The 23,440-nt window shown below is 38.8% G+C and carries 19 protein-coding genes; 12 read left to right on the forward strand and 7 right to left on the reverse strand.

Going from position 1 to position 23,440, the window contains the following annotated elements; translation table 11 throughout:
• Nucleotides 1-40: 40 nt before the first annotated feature.
• From EIH25_RS08415 to mutM, 7 genes are all read left to right on the forward strand, one after another.
• Nucleotides 41-1,888 (forward strand): heavy metal translocating P-type ATPase, encoded by a 1,848-nt coding sequence (locus tag EIH25_RS08415; RefSeq protein WP_124100583.1) that lies wholly within the window; start codon nucleotides 41-43, stop codon nucleotides 1,886-1,888.
• A gap of 188 nt (nucleotides 1,889-2,076) precedes the next feature.
• Nucleotides 2,077-2,520, forward strand: a complete 444-nt coding sequence (locus EIH25_RS08420) for a thioesterase family protein (RefSeq protein ID WP_124100585.1) — start codon at nucleotides 2,077-2,079, stop codon at nucleotides 2,518-2,520.
• Between the two features lie 184 nt (nucleotides 2,521-2,704).
• Nucleotides 2,705-3,157: a MarR family transcriptional regulator gene (locus EIH25_RS08425; protein WP_124100587.1), complete on the forward strand. Its 453-nt coding sequence runs from the start codon at nucleotides 2,705-2,707 to the stop codon at nucleotides 3,155-3,157.
• Between the two features lie 78 nt (nucleotides 3,158-3,235).
• Nucleotides 3,236-4,414, forward strand: coding sequence for an MFS transporter (locus tag EIH25_RS08430; RefSeq protein ID WP_124100589.1), 1,179 nt, complete (start codon nucleotides 3,236-3,238; stop codon nucleotides 4,412-4,414).
• Nucleotides 4,411-5,364, forward strand: coding sequence for a DUF1848 domain-containing protein (locus tag EIH25_RS08435; RefSeq protein WP_124100591.1), 954 nt, complete (start codon nucleotides 4,411-4,413; stop codon nucleotides 5,362-5,364). Before EIH25_RS08430 ends, EIH25_RS08435 begins: the two co-directional genes overlap by 4 nt.
• The gene (locus EIH25_RS08440; protein ID WP_124100593.1) at nucleotides 5,330-6,229 is read left to right on the forward strand and encodes a radical SAM mobile pair protein B; all 900 of its coding nucleotides are present in this window, start codon (nucleotides 5,330-5,332) and stop codon (nucleotides 6,227-6,229) included. Before EIH25_RS08435 ends, EIH25_RS08440 begins: the two co-directional genes overlap by 35 nt.
• Nucleotides 6,222-7,046, forward strand: a complete 825-nt coding sequence (gene mutM / locus EIH25_RS08445; RefSeq protein WP_124100595.1) for a DNA-formamidopyrimidine glycosylase — start codon at nucleotides 6,222-6,224, stop codon at nucleotides 7,044-7,046. The genes EIH25_RS08440 and mutM overlap by 8 nt, the downstream gene beginning before the upstream one ends.
• An 898-nt stretch (nucleotides 7,047-7,944) precedes the next feature.
• Here the strand turns inward: mutM and EIH25_RS08450 are convergent.
• From EIH25_RS08450 to EIH25_RS08465, 4 genes are read right to left on the reverse strand one after another with little or no spacing between them, the layout of a single operon-like run.
• Complete coding sequence (locus EIH25_RS08450; protein ID WP_124100597.1) at nucleotides 7,945-9,723, reverse strand: ABC transporter ATP-binding protein; 1,779 nt, start codon at nucleotides 9,721-9,723, stop codon at nucleotides 7,945-7,947.
• Nucleotides 9,716-11,590, reverse strand: coding sequence for an ABC transporter ATP-binding protein (locus EIH25_RS08455; protein ID WP_124100599.1), 1,875 nt, complete (start codon nucleotides 11,588-11,590; stop codon nucleotides 9,716-9,718). The genes EIH25_RS08450 and EIH25_RS08455 overlap by 8 nt, the downstream gene beginning before the upstream one ends.
• A 4-nt stretch (nucleotides 11,591-11,594) precedes the next feature.
• Nucleotides 11,595-11,822 (reverse strand): hypothetical protein, encoded by a 228-nt coding sequence (locus tag EIH25_RS08460; protein ID WP_124100601.1) that lies wholly within the window; start codon nucleotides 11,820-11,822, stop codon nucleotides 11,595-11,597.
• Nucleotides 11,823-11,824: 2 nt separating this feature from the next.
• Nucleotides 11,825-13,636, reverse strand: a complete 1,812-nt coding sequence (locus tag EIH25_RS08465; protein WP_124100603.1) for a DUF1611 domain-containing protein — start codon at nucleotides 13,634-13,636, stop codon at nucleotides 11,825-11,827.
• 488 nt (nucleotides 13,637-14,124) lie between these two features.
• Between EIH25_RS08465 and EIH25_RS12435 the strand changes: the two genes are divergently transcribed.
• A complete protein-coding gene (locus EIH25_RS12435; RefSeq protein ID WP_164489198.1) occupies nucleotides 14,125-14,301 on the forward strand; it encodes a hypothetical protein in 177 nt (58 codons plus the stop codon).
• An 80-nt stretch (nucleotides 14,302-14,381) separates the two neighbouring features.
• On the forward strand, nucleotides 14,382-15,911 hold the full coding sequence (locus EIH25_RS08470) for a hypothetical protein (RefSeq protein WP_124100605.1): 1,530 nt from the start codon (nucleotides 14,382-14,384) through the stop codon (nucleotides 15,909-15,911).
• A gap of 1,307 nt (nucleotides 15,912-17,218) precedes the next feature.
• Here EIH25_RS08470 and EIH25_RS12440 read toward each other — a convergent pair.
• The 3 genes from EIH25_RS12440 to EIH25_RS08480 are packed head-to-tail and all read right to left on the reverse strand — an operon-like array spanning nucleotide 17,219 to nucleotide 18,728.
• Nucleotides 17,219-17,374 (reverse strand): hypothetical protein, encoded by a 156-nt coding sequence (locus EIH25_RS12440; RefSeq protein ID WP_164489199.1) that lies wholly within the window; start codon nucleotides 17,372-17,374, stop codon nucleotides 17,219-17,221.
• Nucleotides 17,374-18,111, reverse strand: coding sequence for an HAD family hydrolase (locus tag EIH25_RS08475; protein ID WP_124100607.1), 738 nt, complete (start codon nucleotides 18,109-18,111; stop codon nucleotides 17,374-17,376). The genes EIH25_RS12440 and EIH25_RS08475 overlap by 1 nt, the downstream gene beginning before the upstream one ends.
• Nucleotides 18,108-18,728 (reverse strand): HAD family hydrolase, encoded by a 621-nt coding sequence (locus tag EIH25_RS08480; protein ID WP_124100609.1) that lies wholly within the window; start codon nucleotides 18,726-18,728, stop codon nucleotides 18,108-18,110. The genes EIH25_RS08475 and EIH25_RS08480 overlap by 4 nt, the downstream gene beginning before the upstream one ends.
• A 456-nt stretch (nucleotides 18,729-19,184) precedes the next feature.
• Between EIH25_RS08480 and EIH25_RS08485 the strand changes: the two genes are divergently transcribed.
• The 3 genes from EIH25_RS08485 to EIH25_RS08495 all read left to right on the forward strand — a co-directional run bounded on the left by EIH25_RS08485 (nucleotide 19,185) and on the right by EIH25_RS08495 (nucleotide 23,247).
• Complete coding sequence (locus EIH25_RS08485) at nucleotides 19,185-21,092, forward strand: beta-L-arabinofuranosidase domain-containing protein (protein WP_124100611.1); 1,908 nt, start codon at nucleotides 19,185-19,187, stop codon at nucleotides 21,090-21,092.
• Nucleotides 21,093-21,523: 431 nt separating this feature from the next.
• Nucleotides 21,524-22,219, forward strand: coding sequence for a hypothetical protein (locus EIH25_RS08490; protein ID WP_124100613.1), 696 nt, complete (start codon nucleotides 21,524-21,526; stop codon nucleotides 22,217-22,219).
• 29 nt (nucleotides 22,220-22,248) lie between these two features.
• On the forward strand, nucleotides 22,249-23,247 hold the full coding sequence (locus EIH25_RS08495; protein WP_206425698.1) for a hypothetical protein: 999 nt from the start codon (nucleotides 22,249-22,251) through the stop codon (nucleotides 23,245-23,247).
• Nucleotides 23,248-23,440 lie beyond the last annotated feature (193 nt).

Raw genomic sequence — 23,440 nt, forward strand, 5'->3', positions numbered from 1 at the left:
ATGAGGCGGACAGACGTCTGCCGGCTTGAGCGTAAGATATATGACCGGAAAGCAAAAGAAAACGCTAATAAGAATTATCGTCAGCGCGGTTCTGCTGGCGGCGGCAAGGCTCTTCCCTTTTGAGGGCTGGAAAAGCCTTGCGGTATATGCGGCGCCGTATGCGGTTATAGGCTGGGACGTTTTATGGAGAGCGGTAAGAAACATAATTCACGGACAGGTATTCGACGAAAATTTTCTGATGGCTCTTGCTACGGTAGGAGCGCTGGCTACCGGAGAGTACCCTGAGGCAGTCGCGGTAATGCTGTTTTACCAGATAGGCGAGCTGTTCCAGAGCTGCGCGGTAGGAAAGTCCAGAAAATCTATCGCAAGCCTTATGGATATACGCCCCGATTACGCCAACATTGAAAAGGACGGTCAGCTGGTTCAGACAGACCCGGAGGAGATCGCCGTCGGAGATATTATTATAGTCAAGCCGGGGGAAAAGATCCCTCTGGACGGTATCGTAACCGAGGGAAAGTCTACGGCGGACACTTCCGCGCTTACAGGGGAGAGCGTTCCCAAAACAATTTACGAGGGCAGCGACGTAATAAGCGGATGTATAAATCAAAGCGGACTTATAAAGGTTAGGGTAACTAAGCCGTTCGGCGAATCGACGGTAGCCAAAATCCTGGATCTTGTTGAAAACGCGTCGTCAAAAAAAGCGAGGGCAGAAAATTTTATTTCTAAATTTGCAAGGGTATATACTCCCGTAGTTGTAATAGCCGCGCTGCTGCTGGCGGCGGTTCCGCCGCTTATAACGGGAGGAAACTGGTCGGAATGGATACACAGGGCGCTTATTTTCCTGGTTATTTCCTGTCCCTGCGCGCTGGTTATTTCCGTACCGCTCAGCTTTTTCGGCGGAATAGGAGGAGCGAGCCGAAGCGGGATACTTGTAAAGGGAGGAAATTACCTCGAGGCGCTTGCCGCGGCGGAAATAGTTGTATTCGACAAAACCGGAACGCTAACAAAAGGCGTTTTCAACGTAACCGCGGTTCATTCGGATGATATATCCGAAAGCAGGCTTATAGAACTTGCCGCCTATGCTGAAAGCTATTCTGTCCACCCCATAGCAAAGTCGATAACCGAGGCTTACGGAAAGGATATAGACAGAGATAGGATAGCCTCGTCGCAGGAGCTTTCCGGAAAAGGAGTAAAGGCAGTAATAGACGGCGCGGAGGTCTGCGCCGGAAACGGAAAGCTTATGGATGAGATAGGAGTAAGCTGGCGTCCGTGTCATCATACCGGCACTACGGTTCATGTTGCCGTTGACGGAGAATATGCAGGTCATCTGGTTATATCCGACGAAATAAAGGAAACCTCGGCTCAGGCGGTAGCCGATCTGAAAGCAAAGGGAATATCCAAAACGGTCATGCTTACAGGAGATTCAAAGGAAACGGGAGAGGATACCGCCGGTAAGCTCGGGATTGATCAGGTCTGCACTCAGCTTCTGCCCGCCGGCAAGGTAGAGGAGGTTGAAAAGCTTTTGAAGGAGAAAAGCGCCAAGGGCAGGCTGGTTTTTGTGGGCGACGGAATAAACGACGCGCCGGTGCTTTCAAGAGCGGATATAGGGATCGCAATGGGGGCTATGGGCTCCGACGCGGCGATCGAAGCGGCAGACGTCGTTCTTATGGACGATGATCCCCGCAAGATAGCCAAGGCGATAGATATTTCAAGAAAAACGCTCAGAATAGTAAGGCAGAATATCGTTTTTGCCTTGGGAGTAAAGCTGGCGGTGCTTTTGCTCGGAGCGCTCGGAATGGCTAATATGTGGGAAGCAGTTTTCGCCGACGTCGGCGTTTCGGTAATCGCCATTATAAACGCCATGAGAGCAATGAAGCTTTCCAAGTAAAAAATTACGGCTGGCTGAAAAAATATACGCGGAATCGGGCGGACTGCAACAGACAGTCTGCCCGATTTTATTGACTTTTGAAAGCTGATGACCTATAATTGATAAGGAAATGACCTGCGCCGTTACGGTAAGGTAAACAGCTATGGAATTATTTTAGTCACACTTGTAATCAAGGAAAGGAGAAAAGCATGGAGTTCAGACCATATTCACGTGAGGTTTATTACTATGAAACGGACAGAATGAATATTGTGCATCACTCAAATTATATCCGCTGGCTTGAGGAAGCGAGGATCGATCTGCTGGGGCAGATGGGAATAAGCTTTCCCGAGATTGAAAAAAGGGGTCTTATGATTCCGGCGCTCTCGGCGGGCTGCGAATATAAATATCCACTCAGATTCGGGGACCGCTTTGAAATACGGTGCCGTATAGAAAGCTTCAACGGCTGTAGATTCAGCCTTTCATATGAGATTTTCAATGCGTCCGCCGGCAAGCCGTCTGCCGCCGCCGTTTCAGCGCATTGCTTTACCGACGGCGAGCTAAGGCCTGTAAGGCTAAAGAAAGGCTACCGGGATATTTACGAGATATTTGAAAAGGCGGCATACCGCGATAAAAACGGAAAATCCGGCGGCTGAAAGCGGTTTCAGGCGGCTTCTGCTCGGGGTATTCCGCTGGAAAATCCTTGTGAAACGCCGGATTTATTTGTAAACAAAATCAGACTTCCGCATAATTTTATTCGAAACTGCTTGACAATAAAAGGCGCTTATGCTACAATAAAGTCAAATATTAGACTGTCTGATTTTTGATGGAGGTGCTGCTTTGGAACGTGAAGATATAAGGGCGTATGTCAACCAATACTGCAAATTGCGGGATTTACAGTATGCCGCGTATGAAATGTGCGCAAGGAAGCACGGCTTGACTGCAAAGGAGCTGTTTGTACTGGACATAATTTGGTTTGCGCCGGAGGGCTGCTTACAGTCTGAGATTTGCGAACGGCTGTCCGCGACAAAACAGACAGTCAGCGCTATCATCAAAAAGTTTCTGAAACATGGTTATGTATCGCTGACCGAATCCGAAACAGACCGAAGGAATAAAATCGTCCGCTTTACGGAATCGGGAATTGAATATGCAAAAAATATTATACCGCCTGCCGCCAATGCGGAAATAGACGCTATGAGCGAATTGCCCGAGGAGGATATCGCCGAGCTGGTACGTCTTACAGAGCTTTTTTCTCAATGTATGAAAAAAAGGCTTGAAAGCATACGGGAGTGATCGTCAATACAGGCGGGCGAATACTCTGTAATATTACACAAAACGGCGGTTGAGCCGCTTTTCGGAGGGAAAATAGAAATGTACTCGTTTTTACTTGCGCTTATTTATATTGCGTTTATCAGTCTGGGGCTTCCTGACTCGCTTCTCGGCTCGGGGTGGCCCGTTATGCACGGTGACCTGAATGTTCCGATATCCTTTATGGGAATCGTATCTATGGTAATATCAGGGGGAACGATTGTATCAAGTCTTTTTTCTGACAAGCTGACCAGGAAGCTCGGCACTCGTATGGTAACCGTGATCAGCGTATTTCTTACGGCGGTTGCCTTGTTCGGCTTTTCCTGCGCGGATCAGTTCTGGCAGATAATGATATTTGCCGTTCCCTATGGTCTTGGCGCCGGAGCGATCGACGCCGCGCTGAATAACTATGTCGCTCTCCATTATACGTCAAGGCACATGAGCTGGCTGCACTGCTTCTGGGGTGTAGGAACGATAGTAAGTCCGTTTGTCATGAGCTATGCTTTAACTAATTCCTCCTGGAATAACGGATACCGTATCGTTGCGTTCATTCAGCTTGGCATAGGGCTGCTTCTTCTTGTCACTCTCCCTGTCTGGAAAGTCAACAAGCAGGATATTCAGGCTGACGCCGGAGGTATCGGATTGACCGGCGCGCTGAAGATCAGGGGAGTCCCGACTCTTTTGACCGGCTTTTTCGCATACTGCGCGGCGGAAGCAACCGCAATGTACTGGGCGAGCACCTATCTTGTTGAGGTCAAGGGCATAACAACAGAGCAGGCGGCGGGGTTTGCCTCATTGTTTTACATAGGGATAACCGCCGGCAGATTTCTCAGCGGCTTTATAATGAATAAGCTGGGCGACAGAAGGATGATTATTCTCGGTACCTGCGTTCTGTCCTGCGGGATTATTTCCCTGCTGCTTCCTGTAGCGAATCCGACTGTTTCGCTTGCCGGCTTTATAATTATCGGATTTGGCTGCGCGCCGATATATCCCTGCATTATTCATTCAACACCGAGTAATTTCGGGGCGGAAAATTCCGGAGCGATTATCGGTATCCAAATGGCGAGCGCTTATGTCGGCTCCACGTTTATCCCTCCGCTGTTCGGGCTTATCGGCAATTTGATCGGCTTTAAGATACTTCCTGTATATCTTGCGGTTTTTATTGTTTTAATGATAAGCATGACAGATCTGACATTTCGGATAACAGCCAAAAAAGACCGTAGGAAGGAGGCGGCTGAATGATTATCAATACAGGCGGAAGAACGGATACCGTACAGTATTATACCGAATGGCTGCTCAACAGATTTAAGGAGGGCTATGTTTTAACCCGCAATCCGCTTTTTCCGAACAAGGTAAATCGTTATGAGCTGGACCCCGGTAAGGTTGACTGCGTTGTGTTCTGTTCAAAAAATTACAAGCCGATTTTATCGGGGCTGCATGAAATCACAGACCGTTTCAATACATATTTTCATTACACCATCACCGCCTACGGCAAGGATATTGAGCCGGGCGTTCCGCCGATCGAGGAAAGTATGCATACGCTTGTCAGCCTGTCGGAGCAGGTCGGCAGAAAGAGGGTCGCATGGCGGTATGACCCTGTTTTGCTTACTGAAAAATATACGGTTGAAACGCATCTGCAAACCTTTGAGCATATGGCTGGCGTGCTTGCGCCGTATATCGACCGCTGTATTTTCAGCTTTGTAGAAATGTATAAAAAGCTGAAAACGAATATGCCGGAGCTTATCCCGCTGACCGAGCGGGACAAGGAAAAACTTGCCGAGGGACTTGGCGGGATTGCGGAAAAATACGGTATTGCTATACAGACCTGCGGCACAAACGGGGATTATACCCGTTACGGTATTAACAAGTCCGGCTGCATGACGCTTGACATTCTCGGAAAGGCAAACGGTATAGAATTCAAGAACCTGAAGCACAAGGGTACGCGGCAGGGCTGTCATTGTATTGAAAGCCGTGACATCGGAGCATACGATACCTGTATGAACGGCTGTAAATACTGCTACGCAAACAAAAGTTCGCGCAGGGCGTTTGAAAATTATAAGTATCATGATCCAGCCTCTCCCCTGCTGCTCGGCGGACTTGAACCCACCGATACGGTTATGCAGGGAGCGCAAAAATCATTCAGAAAAGGTCAGAGCTATGCCGGAATTAAAAATAGAACGAATCCAGGTTAAAAGTATTTTATCAAAATCAAACCTGCCTGTCTGCGAATATTCGGTTAATCCGTACGTCGGCTGCACTCACGCCTGCAAATACTGCTATGCTTCCTTTATGAAGCGATTTACAGGACACAGCGAGGAATGGGGAACGTTTCTTGACGTTAAGTATTGGAATGAGATAAAAAATCCGCGGAAGTATAACGGCAAGGAGCTGTTTATCGGCTCGGTCACAGATCCGTACAATCCGCAGGAAGAAGAATACGGACGGACGAGGGCTTTGCTTGAGCAGTTGAAGGGCAGCGGCGCGAAGCTCAGTATTGCCACAAAATCGGATCTGATACTGCGTGATCTGGAGCTGATCGGCTCATTTCCCGACGCCCGTGTGTCGTGGTCGGTCAATACGCTGGACGAGAGCTTCAAAGACGATATGGATAAGGCGGTATCCATAGAACGCAGACTTAACGCAATGAAAGAATTTCATAGGGCGGGCGTACGCACTACCTGTTTTATTTCTCCTATATTTCCCGTAATAACCGATGTGAAGGCTATCATTGAACGGGCAAAGGAGCACTGCAATCTGATTTGGCTGGAAAATCTGAATCTGAGGGGCGGCTATAAGGCGGTAATTATGGATTATATCGCCGACAAATATCCGCGGCTTTTACCTCTTTATCAGACTGTTTACAACCGGAATGACCGCGGCTACTGGCAAGCGCTCGACGGAGAGCTGAAGGAGTACGCCTCCCGAATCGGTCTTGACTATGTAACCAATGACGACAGTATGACAAGACCGTTTGACGCGCCGCCTGTTATCGTCAATTACTTCTATCATTCAGAAATTAAAAAATCAGCAGCAAGGGGCGGTGTGAAAAATGCCTGAATTACCGGAGGTTGAAACAGTAAGACGGGTGCTTGAGCCTCAGCTGAAAGGACTTGAGATCGTCAGCATAACGGCAGACAAGCCGGAGGTTATAGCTTATCCGACTGCCGAAGAATTCTGCAGACAGCTTACAGGACAGACTTTTTTGTCGATGTCGCGCAGAGGAAAGTTTTTGATCGTCAATATGAACAGCGGGGACAGAGCGATACTTCATCTCAGAATGACGGGCTGTCTGCTTGTTACGCCGCCTGATCTTTCTGCTGAAAAGCATACGCACGTTATCTTTCATTTGAGCAACGGCAATGAACTGCGCTTTTCCGACACACGCCGCTTCGGCCGCTTGTGGCTTGTCAAGAACGGTGAAACGGATATATACAGCGGAATTGATAAATTGGGCGCCGAGCCCTTTGACGCCCAATTAAATGCCGGATATCTGAAAGCGCGCTTCGGGAAGCGCAGACGAGCGATAAAGGAGTGTCTGCTCGACCAAAGCGTGATTGCGGGTATAGGAAATATCTATTCCGATGAGATTCTGTATTCGGCAGGGATTTGTCCGGCACGTCCGGCAAACAGCCTGAAAGAGGAGGAATGGGAACGGCTTGCCGCCGCTATCCCCCGTCGGCTTGAATATTTTATTGAAAAGAACAGTATAACAGCAGAGAAATACCTTGAGGGCAAGGGAAAGGATTATCGCAATACCCCTTTTCTGCAGGTATACGGTCACGCTGACGGGTCTTGTCCGAGCTGCGGCGGAACGCTTGTCCGCGCTGTGATCGGCGGCAGGAGCAGCGTATACTGTCCGAATTGTCAGAGGTGACGGACTTCGCCGCCAAAACATCAGAAACATAATATATGTAATATTATAATGAATAAGATAAATTGGGCATAGTATTGATATATTGAGACATAATAATACAAATTATAAAAAAGTTAAATTGTTTTATTTCAGATATAACTTTAGAGCAAATTAATTTTTTATTGGTTTATTTTTTTGTTCATATATGTACACTGAATCCGATTTAATAATCAAGTACGATGTATGATGAGCATAATAAAATTTATTTTATGACTTATTAATAATTTTAATTTCTATATTAGTTGAAAAAATATGAAAAAAATTATTATATTTTTATCGACTGTTGTTTCGTTTTCTTATTTTTCATTTTCCAAAAATACTGAACACGCATTATCTCCAAATCGGTATTGGAAAATGTGAAAAGCGAGTACGGAACGGATAAAGGTAAGGTAGAGATAGATGTCCTGTTGGTTCTAAATGGAAAGTTCAATTCTTAGTTTAAGAGATCGTAAAGTCGATTTATACAACAAATGCTATTGAGTTTTTATTATCAGATGGTGACCACAGCAAAATGTGTATTTAGAATTGCTGACAGTCTGTTCAAAATGCTGTAACTAGTGATGAGACATATCACCAAAAGTGGGGCGTATGTCATCAGGGCAGTAGTCAAATCTATGCTTATCTTATTATTTTGTGCAATTACAGAACTGGAATAACGTTTTTTGTTTTGACAACAGAACTTATTTTCATTAATTGTAGATAAGAGCGCCGGGAGTACCGACGGTCTGGTTATAGGTTTTTCTATTTTATTTTTGTACGCTATTTGGTGATTACACAGATTTTGAAAATGAATTATAAACACGATTTTTATGTTTACTGGAGGAATTGCGTACTATTTAATAAGAAAGTGTACAGTTATTTAAATTTTATAGTATTGCGCCTGTGCATTAAACATTTTATAGTATATGCTATCAGATCTTTTTATAAGTTCTTCGTGCGTTCCGATTTCTTTTATGGTTTTTTCAGAAAAAACAAAAATTTTATCACAAAATTGACAACTTGAAAGCCTATGTGATATATATAATGTTGTTTTGTTTTGAGTCAATTTATTAAAATGTGCATAAACTTCATTTTCGGCAACTGGGTCAAGGGCTGCAGTTGGCTCATCTAATATTACCATTGGTGAATTTTTATGTAAAGCTCTTGCTATTGCAATTTTTTGTTGTTCGCCACCAGATGGTTCTATTCCATTTTCATCAAATTGTTTGTAAATAGTTGTATTTTCACCAAATAAAAGAGCATCAATCTTTTGGCGTAAGCCAACTTTGTTAATTACTTCGGTTATATCGTCGTAATTGTTTTGAGCAATGTTTTCTTTTATTGAAAAAGCAAAAAGTTTAAAATCCTGAAAAACGACAGAGAATAAACTAATATATTCTTGATAATCGTATTCATTTATATTAACTCCATCAAGTAAAATATCTCCGCTGCTTGGTTTATATAAACCGCATAGTAATTTAATAAATGTAGTTTTACCGGCTCCATTTAACCCTACGATTGATATTTTGTCTCTAGCGTAAATTTTGATTGATATATTTTTTAATACATATAACTCAGTGTTAGGATATTTGAAACTTACATTTTTAAATTCAATTTCATGATTTGGTATATTTTTTATTTTTCTTGATCCATTATGATTTACAGATGGTATACTCATATAGTTAATAAACTCCGAAATATATCCTGTTTTTTTTATTATTTCTTGCAAATCCATTATTATTAATTGACTTGACGAAAATAATGTGGATCCAGCATTTATTGCTTTAATAAAAAGTCCTATAGTAAGTTGTTCAGTTATTACAAGCCAGCCTAAATATAAATAAATAATACTATTTTTTAAAGAATTTGAGATTGTTGTTTTTATATTATATTTTAAAAAAATTGAACTTTGCTTTTCGATTATTGAAAAGCGTTCATTTATAATTTTAGATCCTTTTTCCAACATCATTTCTTCGGCACTATACAAACGTATGTCTTTCCCATTTTCAAAGCATATCATTTGATATAAAAAATATGTAAAAATGCGAGCGGTTTTTGACATATCTTCATATGCGGATGCTTCTGTAATGTTAATTTTATAATTATAATAGCTGGTTATTATTAAAAGCATACTTATAATTAACAATATTAACGGAGCTTTTGATGCAATAACTGATATGGCAATAAAAGTTTTTGTTATATTGGATATAATGTTAAAAAAATGCTGACTTATACCATGCATACCTCCGGAATACTCGAAAATTCCTTGTTTAGCCTTTTCTATTTGATCTAATATCATTTTATTTTCAGTATCTTGATAATCAATTTCCATTGATTTTTTACTTATCATTTCTAAAAATTTATTGTCAAAATAAGTATTATATTTTTCTAATTGTAAAGTCAATATATTACTGATTAAATAAGATAATCCTTCGATTGCTGTAAATATTATTGCTTTTACAAAAATAATTTTTATTGAAACATCTTTTATTAAATCATCAATAATCAGAGGTAGGAAATTTAATGATATAAACAGTAAAAATATATCAAATATTATTTTTAATAACCATAAATAAAAATAGGATCTACGATTATTCCATATAATAAAAAATATATATTTTAAAGTATGCATTACTTGAAATATTTTTGTTTTATTCATTTGTTAATGTCTCCTCTGCATAAGAATTATTGTCATTATTATAGTATTGAGCTTGAAGCATAAACATATTATAATATTGTCCTTTTAAGCTCATAAGTTCTTGATGAGAACCATATTCTGTAATCATACCATCATTAAATAAAGCAATTTTATTGCAAAACTGTATTGAAGATAGCCGGTGAGAAATATATATAACACTTTTATTTTCTGTTAAACTATTAAAATTAGTATACAGTTTATGTTCGGCAATAGGATCAAGGGCAGATGTAGGTTCATCAAGGATAATAATTGGTGAATCTTTATATAATGCACGAGCAAGTGCAACCTTTTGACATTCGCCACCAGATAATATTACACCATCTTTGTGTACTACGTTAAGCATTTCTGAAGTAATTCCTTTTTCTAAGCTGTCAACTTTTTCCTTTAAGCCGGATTTCACTATCTTATCGTATGCTTTTTGCGAGTCTGTATTTTCTGGCGTGGACATAGATATATTTTCTGACAATGGGAAAGCGAATATCTCTATGTTTTGAAAAACAGGAGAAAATAGCTTATAATATTCTTTGCGTTTATATTTTTTTATATTTATACCATTTATGAGTATTTCCCCTTTAGTAACATCATAAAGTCGTACAAGAAGTTTAACAAATGTTGTTTTTCCAGCACCGTTAAGTCCTACAATGGCAAGTTTTTCTTTTGAATTTATTGTAATATTAATATTCTTTAATGTAAATACTTTTTGTCCGGTATATTTAAAGCTAACATTTTTAAATTCAATAATATATTCATCAGAATTAGGAATTGGTAAGCAACTATCCTCATTATCATCATCGTTTATTTCAATATATGAACGAAAGTCATTCATTTCCATTGAACGTTGCTTAAATGCTCCAATATTATTAAATATTTGCTTTACAGATGATGAAAAGACGCCAATTGTACCTATATAAAGCGTAAAATTGCTAATTGACAGATCATTGTATATTACACAATAAATTAGATAACTATAAACAATTATATTTTGAATTATTGACATTATAGAAACAAAAATAGAATTAGAAATCCAAATATTTTTGCTATTACATACCTTCTTATATTTAAATTTGAGAATAGAACGATATTTATCCAATAGCCAATTCTTCATATTAAACAGACGTATATCCTTGGCATAAGAAAAATCCTGTGTTATATGCATTAAATAATTCTCTTTTCGCCATACGGTCGCAAGTTTATCCCATGTTTCAATTTTATCCTTCTTAGCGGCATATATATAATATAAATACTGCAGAAAAGAGATGAAAATTATTCCAACTATAATCCATAAATTAAAATAAGCCATTACAGAAGCGGTTATAATTAATAAAATAATATTTGTGAGAAAGAAAAAAGTTGCACTCATCATTCCGATTATGCCTGTATTATTGCTTATAGTCGCTTGTTCGGCTTTTTCCATTTTGTCAAGCATTTCTGGATTTTCAAGCATTTCGTAATTAATATTTAAGGACTTTTTTATTTCTTCTTGGAGCATTTTTTGACGAACATAGGAAAAACCTAAATTCATTTTGGTTGATCCAATAACATTGAAGATAGATAAAGTAAGTTCTAAAACGAAAATAATTGTTAACAAAACAAGTAATGAGTTAATATTCTTTGATTCAGTTGAAGATTGATATGTTATAATATCTATAATCAGCTTACTAAAAAAACTCCACATATACGTTGCCGAAGCTGTTGTAATAGAGCAAATAATAACAATATAAAATACGGATTTTTTATACTGTCTGATTTTGCTTAAAGTATAAATAATATTATTAACTATTCCATGCGCTTTGGAACAGTTTAAATTAGTTTTTTTCTTAAATAACATCTTATCATTCCTTATTTTTAGATTGTAAATGCTTCTCTACAATAAAAACAATTGAGTCAATATTCAAAAAGTAATCTATACGAAAGTATTCATCTTCAATTGTTATTAAAAATTCTTGCTCTAATGAAACAATTAATCTTATAAAATTTATGGAGTCTAAGTTAACTATATTTCCATTATTAGATGTTGCAATTCCTATTTGCGAAAGCAATTCAACAATTTTTTCTTTCATAATTAATCCTCCGTTGCAGCAAGACTATCTAAAATTGTTTGAGTTAAGAACATCAAATCGTGTTCATTACCTAAAATGTAAATTGATTGATCAAAGTTTTGTTTTAATTTGTTAATATAGTTTTTTAGAGTTATTTCAGATGAGGGCCTTGTAATTAAATTGCAAAAATCGGTTAATGATTTTTCCATAGGGAAAACTACAATTGCGACAACTCGACTGTTAAAGCTTTCGGCATAAAGACATGTCCTTTTTATATAGTCAATATCATCATTTAAATTTACTAAGAGTATGGTGATGTCAGGCAACACAGACATAAAGAAATTATTGCTTTCTAAAGATAAATTTGAAGTTAAGTAATAATCATAAGGGATAAGAGATGATTGTCCCCCTACTATTATTAAATCTGCATTAGAACTTTCGATATTATGAATAGCTTGGTTTATTGCTTGAATAAATTCATAGTTATAAATATCAACAGAGGAATTATATCCATATGCAAATTGATAATCAAATCCAAATAAACAGGAAGTAGGTTCAGAGCCTATTTGGCCAACTTTGTAACCAATTTCAATAAACTTTTTTCTTAGTTGAAGTTGCAAAGTAAATTTTCCTTGTTTTGATGAGGTGCCAAATACACCAACAATTGGTTTATTGCTAACAAATAGTTTTCCTCTATTTTCTATAGGAACTGCTTCCTTACCTACAGTTGGAAAAAATACTTGGTAATTATTATAAATAAGATTGCCGAAGTCATCATAAAAAGTACGGTGTGGTCTGTCGAAGCAATAAATTTTCTTGTTATGTTCTAATGCTTTATTTATATACTCTTTTAATAAATCCTTTTTCAGTAATTTGCTTATAATGTTAACATGACCTAAAATTAGCATATCGAAATCTTCTTCCCAATTTATATTTTCGATATTTTCTACATATTTAGTACCCTCATAACTAAAATTATCAATTAGGTCAGCTAAAGGTTTACCTACATTTCCACAATATTTACTATCATAAAAATGCGAAATTTCAAATTTTAACATTTCCGAAAAACGTAAAACAGAGTGCATCTCTTTATTCATTGGAAATGTAACTGCTTTTTTCACACCATCTAAAAAATTTTTTTTATTGAAATAGCCAGATCTTTTTTCATCTACTAATTGACTTTTACTAGCGAGAATATCAAAAAGGTCTTTTTTATTTTTTATTGAATAAGGCAAATTGCAGATGTTATTATAAATTAATGCGGAAACATAAGCGGCAGCATAACTGGTACCTGAAACAATCATCTGTTTATTATCAATCCATTGTACTCTATAAAAATTCTTAGGCATAGTAATGTCTATAATATTGCTATTAGAAATAATTAAATTAGATATATTTTCATTAATATCTACGCCTATAACCTGAGTCATACAAGCTGGATACGACATAAAACCTTCATTATTAAAAGGACTTATAATTAATGTACCGTTTTTAGTTATTTCAGTTATTATATTGTTCAATTTGTCAAGATTATCAGCGCATTTCAAGCCTGAACTTATGTTTATAATTTTACATTCAATATAATTATAAACAAATTCTAAAGCGTCAATATAATAGTTAAAATCAGTATCTAAGCTATTAAATGCCTTAATGATAAATATTTTGCTTTTAGGTGCATTTTGTTTTATTATATCATATATTGCTGTTCCATGACCAAATGTATCGGAGACATCGTTTCCTTTATTCAAACAATTGTATCTTCCCTCAATATTTTCAATACATTTGGGAGCTATTCCTGTATCTATAATAACAATATCTGACTTTATTTTTGACATTATGATTCCTCCTATCTTTTATAATTACTTTTATTATACATCAGTTTTTTGATAAAGTCAACAATTTTAGACATTTATCGCAAAAAACTATTGACTTTATTATTTTTTGTAGTATAATATAAATATAGGTTAATCTATTTAATCACATGAAATTTTACAAAAAAATCTATAGAGAAACATGATTTATAGATAAATTTAATTATTGTTAGTGAAAACATTGAAAGAGCTTTAGCCATGGGTTTAAAATGCGTGTTGATATACTCAGAAACAATGTATCGACATAGCAGATCAATTTGAAAAAATGTTGAAAAAATGAACGCTGTAGTGAGAGCATGGATGACATATACATAAGACTTTTGTTCTAAGGATAATTATGTGATTTCAGTCATTGCTTTTATTATAGTCTATACATGAGTATGAGTAAACCATACAGATTAGCTATGGTTTATTCTACTATAAATAATTATTGTCACAGGAGGTGAAAATAAATGAATAAAGTTAAACTTGTGAAAATCCGTAAGTCAGCAAGTGAAAAGCCTACACTTTATAGTACAGAGAGTAATAAGCAGCAGCAGCCTTCTAAATTTAATACTTTTAGCAATGGTTGGTATGTACCATCAAACGATGTGGCCAGATTTGCTCGCGGCTCAGGAACAGCTTTCTAAAAAGTTGGTAGCAAATAACGGTCATGACTATGTGTCATGACCGTTATTTAATATTATTACAAAAAGGTGGTGTATTAAAAATGGGAAGTGAAAAATTGCCTATAAATACAAGTCCGTTTATAAGGACATATCCAGAATATTTGTTTATTGATACGATAATAAATAACGAATTTACAAATAGTGACTGTATTGCTAGTATATATATTAAAGATTATGATAAAAGTAAATGGGATTTCTATATTCGAAAGTCAGGTCTTTGTGTCGAAAATAATACTGTTAAGTTTTATAGAAGAAGTTTTAACATTTCCTCCGCAAGAGCTTTTTTTAGAAAAGTTAATAATGTAAATGATACAGCGGTGTTTCATATAGAACATCAGCAGTATACTAATCGCTGGGATTGCTTATTATTTTTTGTCGATCAAAATAATTCCAAAGATAAATTAAATTATTATCCTTCTATGAGTTTTGTATTTGGAAGATATTGCAGCGGAGAAATGTTCGCTATAACAAATGGGGAATATCATAAGATTGATGGTAATGATAGTTATAAATTAATAACGTGGATAAAACTTTGCATTAGTGAAGATGATATAGCAGTTTATGGTTCATTTGATGGGATATTATGGAGACTAATTTGTAAATGTGGTAATTTGGGGATATATCCTAGAAACAATACGAAAATTGGCTGTGTTTCTTGTTTGCTTAATAATCAATATTATAAATGGTTATGCAATAATTTTATTCAAATTAAATTTAATCCAAATGATGAGTGTAGTATGGATTACACAGATTTTATTAGAAAGGATTATAAAAATTATTATATAAATCCTTTTCTTAAATGTTCTTATGATAATTATAATACATTGAAAAAGTGGTATAATGGATTGTGGAATTATATAGTAGCAGGAATACAGCAAAAACGATATATGGAAATTAAATTGAATGAATACTATATCCCAGGATTACAAGCATATCAGAAAATTAATTACTTTCACGAAAGTTTAATTTACGGATATAATGATGAACATAACAGCGTGTATATTTTATCTATTTATCAAGGTAAACCAAAGGCTTTAGAAGTATCGTATGAATATATACAAAAGGCATGGCTAAAGTCTTCAATAGTTACTTTTGAGTTTTGTCCCAACATGGATAATTATAACTTGGATATTATACATATTTATGATAGAATTTGTGATTATTTAAGCAGCCGTAATAGTTCTGAAGATCATCAATATATTTCAGAAATAAATAACGGAGTTTTTGGTTTGAATATTTATAAAGCAATTCAAAGTTGCAGTAAAATGAAATCAGTATTTTTAAGCGACGTTAGAGCGGCATTTTTAATAAAAGAACATAAGTTGTGCATGATTACTAGATTTCGCTATTTAAAAGAGTTAGGTTTTATTCCTCAAAAGGAATGGAAGCTTATTAGAAGCTATTTAAGTAAGATAGTTGATATATCAGAACGCATTTTACTGTTAGTTATGAAAAACAGTACAGTAGAAAGTCTTGATGTTCAGAGCCGTATATGGTCAGCTTTAAATAATTTATATTTATATGAAAAAAGTTGCTATAGTTTGTTTAAAGCAATTTTTGAGGTTATTTAATAAACGTTTTTGGCTATGATTGTATTAAGCGTTAAGAAACGTTTTACCAAAATTACAGACATAAAACAGTATGAATACATGACTTCTGTCATTCTCATGCTTAATTGTTTGCAAACAAAGTTATTATATAAGGAATGGTTTGTTGGTTAGCATATACGAAGTGGAATTGCAAGTATCATGTGGTATTTGCAACACTTATATGAATCACACAAAGGCAATTGAGATGTGATAGCACAGTTTTCTTTTGCACTAGATATGTATCCGATTACCCGAAAGAACTCGTTATAGTCCTCTTTAGTGCAACTTTTAATAAAGATACGGCAGTAACACTCATCGTTTTTGTCGACGATATAGATACGCTCCACAAAGGATTGTATCAGCGTTACCAGCGCATCCGGCTGTGCGTCCTTTGCGTATTTACCGAAGGACAACAGCCTTTCTTTTGTTTCTTCAATATTTCGGACAGTATACATCTGATTACGCTTGCTGTCCTCTAACTTTTCAGGCAGAGAACACTAACCTCACGCAACTTGTCAACAGGTCTTTTACATTTTCCTGAATAAAGCGTATCAGGTTGTCGCTTGCATTACGCATATTTTTTACCTGATTGGAAAATGCCGTTTTATGCTGCGCTTTCTTTTTTCAATTATGTTAATTTCTGATTATTTTAAAAATTACTAGAAATATCTGAAGTTTTGTAAAGTATTAACTGACTTTATCAGAATGATTAGATGATTGCTTTACTACAAATTTATCAAGCAGTACGCCGTCAACAGCTTGGAAAGTACCTTTGTTTTCGCGGTAGTTGGCGCAGACACACTTAAATTCTGGCTTGTCATTTGTCCAGCGGTTAGATTCGGAAACTACTCTGAGCCGCTTACCGCAGAAAAGACAGTAAATAAGTCCTGAGAGCAAAGCATTGGTCTTGTGATGCGGTCTGTTGTACTTCCTGGCTATATCATCTAATATGTTTTGTTTATCTGTCCATATGTTGACTCGGAATAAAGCCCTCGTGTCTGCCGACAAAAAATCCATTCAGAAACAGGTTTTGCGGACATAATCTGCACAAATTCCAGTGAAATAGAGGTACTATCTACATTTTCAAATCTCTCTTGGTCTGTCTTGTTGTACGCAGATAAACTGTGCTGAACGCCAAAAGCGGAAAGCTTCTCGCATAACCTTTGCCGTTTTCGTAAAAATAGTTATACACATTTTAATCAGCAACACAGTAGATGGGTTTTTGGGGAAAAGCTTTGTGGCTGAAGCATTGACTTTAGAGCCTGCTTTGGTTCGGTAGCCGAGTTTGTTCAATAAGGTCGGGCTGAAAACCCGTTAAATTTATCCTTTGAGCCTTTATCAAGTGCAGGATTTTCATCTTCGGGCATTTTCTCTCCGCCGAGCTTTCCTTCGTGATATGCAGTGATGAGAGCATATACCTTGTCAATGATATTACTTTCAACCATTATAGTTTCTCCAAAACTTCAATCATTTCTCTCCAATCGTGAATATGCAGATATTCAAAATCTATATTCATTTCCGCATTGTCACGAACAGAAGGGTTTTCTTCAGCAGTAGAACCTTCATACAGAACAGGGAACATTCCTACACTATATGCGCCATCTACATCGGCATACACGCTGTCACCGCAAAACCATACCTTGTTTGCTGAAAGTCCTGCTTTTTTGAGTGCAATCTCAAACAAAATCGAATTGGGCTTACGGATAAAATAATCACTTGAAGTCATAACAAATTCAAATTTATTGTTCGGCAGCAACCGGTTTAACCGCTTTGTGAGGGCTTCGCCCGACCATGAAAGATTGCTGATAACTGCCGTCTTGATATCTTTTTCATTAAGATAATCAATCATTCTGTCAGCATCGGGCATAATTGCGCCTACTGACGCGCTGTCCCAGAACACAGTTTCCATTTCTGACGGAGAAAGAGAAAACTCTATACCGAGATAGTCATAAAGCGTTTTATTTGCAGCCTGCCCACTGATTTCATATCCGTACTCACGCACTTTAGCGACATGCTTGCCATAAATAAGCTCTGCGGCTTTTCTAATATCCTCAACAGTGCAATTATGGGAATTTTTTGTAGCATATTTTAAAAGCTCTGCGTTACCACGGTCAGAGTTCCAATCAGGCTCGTATAAAAGCGTATGCCCGTAGTCAAAAATTATCATTTCGGGTTTTGTCATAATAGTACCTCTAAAATATCCCGCAATCCTTCCACAGCATAATCCGCCTGCTGAAATTCATTTACCGGCTGCTGATATGCGTTGAAGCCTTGTTTTACCCATATGGTTTTCATTCCAAGCCTTTTTGCAGGCTCGATGTCATTGTCAAGCCTGTCGCCTATCATAAAAGAATTTTCGGGCGGACACTCCGCGCGGCTTAACGCTCTGAGAAAAATCTCCTTGTCGGGCTTTGCGACGCCTTCCTCGGCAGACGCTGCAACAAGTCGTATGTATTTCATAAGCCCCCAGCTTTCAAGACGGGACTGAGTACCTAAAGATTGATTTGCAATTATACCTATATTGTATCCTTGTTCCGATAATGTTTTAAGGACGTTTTCGGCTTCGGGATAAGGCTTCATATCCTCCGTATGCCAAGAAGTTTTAGTCAGTCCGAAAAATTTGATTGCTTCGACGTCACTTTTGAGATTCTGTTTTGCAAAGAATATGCGTTTCTCGTTGAACTGCTCAAAGGTAATGTCTGTTCCCTCAATAGCGTCACGAATACGGTGGTTGTAGCATTCGGTTTCGTCAATCAGCGTTGAACCTATATCAAAGAAAAGCCATATAGATTTGCTCATTACAAAGCCTCCTCAAAAAAGTTATAATCTGTGCAATGGTGTTCCGCGCCTGATTTTAAGCGGGCCAAATCAGACTTTGCTTCGATTTAAATGCAACAATTCAAGTATAGCATAAAAGCCCCTATTTATCAAGGACAATAGCAAAAAGCCGTGGCTAACTATCGTTCGCTTGTCAATGATACGTTACGCTTTCCTCAAAGAATATGATGGAATGAATATTTGCGGGCAAGCCGCGCTGTCAGCCCCGTTCCGTTGTATGCCCGGAGCTCTCTCATTGGAAACGGGAAAGCTTTAACCAGCTTCTTAAGAAAATCTGCCGAGCTTTATGTTTTTTTAATTATTTCACTACCCGTTGACGAAACCGTGCTTACCGTGCTATACTGTTCATTAAAGAAAAACGTCTCTTCACAAAAATTGTAAAGATATTATTTTAAACGCGAAAGGCAGGTTTATTTTATGAAAATTCAGACGCAGACAGATATAAAGGCATATAAATCCGAAGGCTTTATTGGAAAATATCAGCGGCTTATAAAAGATACCGTTATACCCTATCAGTACGACGTTCTTTGGGATAAGGCTGATAACACCGAAAAAAGTCATGTTGTGCAGAATTTTATAAACGCGGGAAAAGCTCTGCGCGGAGAGAACACCGGCGACGGCTTTTACGGAATGGTATTTCAGGACAGCGACGCTGCAAAATGGCTTGAAGCGGCGGCTTATTCCATAAGCCTCTTTCCCTCTGAAAAGCTTGAACATGACGCGGACGAGCTTATCGACATCATTGCGCAGGCTCAGGACGAGGACGGCTATCTTAACACATATTTTACTATAAAAGATAAAGAAAAACGCTGGACAAACCTGCTTGAAGCTCACGAGCTTTATTGCGCGGGACATATGATGGAGGCAGCCTGCGCTTATTATGAAGCGACAGGCAAAGACAAGCTTTTAAAAGTAATGCTGAAAAACACAGAGCATATTTACAAGCGGTTTATAACCGACAAATGCGGCGGGTTTCCCGGACACCCGGAAATCGAGCTTGCCCTCATGAAAATGTACCGTCTTACAAAAGATAAGCGTTGTCTGGAGCTTGCGGAATATTTTATCAACACCCGTGGAACTGACACTTATTTTTACGCAAATGAGGCAAAAAAACGCGACTGGAGCGTTTGGAACAGCGATCCGGCCGATAATGCTTACAGGCAAAGCGAAAAACCAGTGAGAGAGCTTTCTGAAGCAAACGGTCACGCCGTACGGGCGGTTTATCTTTACACGGGTATGGCTGATCTTGCTTCAGAAAAGGACGATAGGGAGCTTTTTTCCGCCTGCCGCAGACTGTGGGAAAATATTACTCAAAAACGTATGTATATAACGGGCGGTATCGGCTCAACTTTTATCGGCGAAGCGTTCAGCGTGGATTATGACCTGCCGCCCGACACAGCCTACTGCGAAACCTGCGCATCGATTGGACTTATGTTTTTTGCTTCAAAAATGCTTGAAAACGAGATAAACGGCGAATATGCCGACATTATGGAAAAAGCGTTTTATAACACAGTGCTGGCCGGTATGCAGCTTGACGGAAAGCGTTTTTTCTATGTGAATCCTTTGGAGTGTGTGCCGGGTATATCGGGAGTATCGCCTACCCACAAGCATGACCTTCCCTCTCGTCCCGGTTGGTATGCGTGCGCCTGCTGTCCGCCGAACGCCGCAAGGCTTATCACCTCTTTTGGAAAATACGCCTATGGAGAAAATGCCGATACTTGCTTCTGTCACCTTTACGCGGCGGGAGAAGTGGATTTTTCAAACGGTATGAAGCTTCACTGTTCAACAGGATATCCCTATGAATTTACAGTGAAGTATAAAATTTTAAGCGGCAGCGGCAGGCTTGCTGTAAGAATCCCCGCGTGGAGCAGTAAATTTTCTATAAGCAAAAACGACGCAGAGCTTTGTAAAACTCCTGATAAAGGATATATCTATATAAATGTCAGCAAAGGGGATATAATTACTCTTGCTCTTGATTCTTCCGTTCATTATATATACCCATCTGCAAAAATCCCTGCGGTAACAGGCATGGCAGCTATTCGCAGAGGTCCTCTGATTTACTGCTTTGAAGGCTGTGACAATAACGGAGATGTACTCAGTCTTTCGCTTGCGGCAAACGGAAGAACAGAGATATCAAAATATGACGGCGATCTTCTTGGCGGTACTGTTTCAATTTCAGCGGAAGCTGTAAGAAGCGAATATTCCGAATATTTGTACTCCGAAGAACCGCCCCGTGAAGCTTTCTGCACCGCAAAGGCAATTCCCTACTATACATGGGGCAACAGAGGTGAAAATCAGATGAGGGTTTTTATGAATCTTAAATAATATGCTTTAATTATAAAAACAGCAGAACGAAAATGTATTTTATCTGGTGAAAGCAGCGGAACAGATTTTGTGAATTATTGCTGCAAGATAATGATTCTTAAAGGCGATTATAGTATAATTATTTTTGCAGAAGTGAGTAGAAAAACGGCTCTGCAAAAATAGTATTTGAAGCAAATATAGGATGAAAAAGTCTAAAACCATTACTTCTGTAATTATTATGGCTTTGTGTTCAGGATGCGGTTTTAAAGTACGGTTATACCGATCAGTCTCATCTTCTCAGGGATTTCAGGCGGTTTTCCGCCATGACTCCCTCTCAGCTGAAAAAATATGCGGCTCAAAGAGTATGATGTCGCATTTTTACAATACGTCCGCTTTTATTTGCGGTATAATTGAAGCGGACGCAAAGGAAGCCGGAGGAGGGGGCGGATATAATGATAAATAATTTTTCGGATTTCTGCACGGAGCTTTTAAAATGCGGCTTTACAATGGGCGGCGGCAGTTCAAAGAGTATATTTGCGCTTATACCCTACTCATGGGAGGAACAGGAGAATATTGATTCCCCCGTAAAATGGCATACCGGCGACCCCGAGACCGACCCCTGGGAGTGGCGGATGAGGGCGCTTGACGAGCGCGGCGATATAGCCTATTCAAAGCTGTTTTTCAATTCCAGCGGCTATATAACAAAGGAATGGTATCCGTATTTCTACGCTGTCCGCAGAGGGAAAAAAACTTTGGACGGCGAGTATGCCGACGGAAAGATCAGCGCCTTTGAAAAGCGTATTTACAGCGTGATAAAGGAAATGGGATACGCTCCGGTTCATGAGATAAAGCGGCTGGGCGGTTTTTCAAAGGAGGACAAAAGCCGTTTTGACCGGGCGCTCACGTCGTTGCAGATGAAAATGTACATAACGATGTGCGGCAATGCACGGAAGCTGAACAAGGCAGGAGAAGCCTACGGCTGGAGCAGCACCGCCTTCTGCACCGTTGAAAGCTTCTGGGGACGGGAATTTACCGAAGCCGCCTCGGATATTGAGCCGGAATCAGCCGAGAGCAGAATAAGGGAGCGTATCCTTCAGCTCAACCCCTTTGCGACTGAAAAGAACATGATAAAATTCATCAGAGGCTAAGCTTGCAAAGAGAAAGGGAGGATTTAATAATGAAAAAGAAATACGCAGACGTATTTGAAAACGCAAGAAAATTCATTTATCGGAACGCCAGACCGATCGAGCTGGCTTGCTGGAGGTATCACTTTGAAAACGGTCCGCGGGAGGAGGTTCTTACGGCGCTTTCATATTATCAGAATGACGACGGCGGCTTCGGACACGGACTTGAAGCGGACTGCTGGAATCCGTATTCATCTCCGATACAGACCTGGCAGGCGACGGAGATCCTTCGCGGTATCGGCTTTACCGACGGCGGTCATGCTGTGATTCAGGGTATTCTTCGCTATCTTGACAGCGGCTCGGATTTTTCACAGGAGCATAATCAGTGGCGCAATGTTATTCTCACAAACAACGATTATCCTCACGCCTGCTGGTGGGAATACGGAAATAACGGCGGAGAATTTAAGTATAATCCCACTGCCTGCTTAGCCGGATTTATTATCAGGTTTGCAGACAAAAACAGCGGATTGTATAAAAAGGCGTGTGAAATTGCCGGACAGGCCTGCGACTGGCTGCTGTCGAATCTGCCGATGGACGATTCCCATGTTATTTCCTGCTTTATCAGGCTTTACGAATACTGCTCGGAGGCAGGAAAGACCGACCTTTTCGCTATGGAAAAACTTATAGGCATACTTAAAGAGCAGGTATCGCTTAATATCTGTAAGGACACTGAAAAGTGGGGCAAGGAATACGTTACTCTTCCATCAGCGTTCATAAGCTCGTCCGACAGTATCTTTTTTGAGGACAGCAGGGAAGCCGCGGAGGCTGAGTGCGGATTTATAATAAACAGTCAGCTTTCCGACGGTTCATACAGCGTACCGTGGCAGTGGTGGACGGAATACAGGGAATATGAAACGGCGGCAAACTGGTGGAAGTCGGTAACGATAATCAATAATATGCTTTTCCTGACTCGGACGGCGTCCCTAGCGCGGTCTGCTCAAACCGCGGATCGTTTCGGACAGCGTATATCCGGAGACGCAGGCGGAAAATAGACAATAAAAGGCGCGGAAGGCTGAGAGTGCGCTTTCCGCGCTTTTTATATCAGAAGAGCTGGGGAGAAGCAGGACGGTAAATTGTGTATATTTTACAAATATAATTTTTAGATTTGGTAAGCTTTACCGAATTATATATATTTGGTCGAAAAACGTTGACTTTGGAAAATATATCAGTATAATATAAATGTAG

Origin of the sequence: Ruminococcus sp. Marseille-P6503 (assembly GCF_900604945.1) — a bacterium.
Classification (GTDB): Bacteria; Bacillota; Clostridia; order Oscillospirales; family Ruminococcaceae; genus FB2012.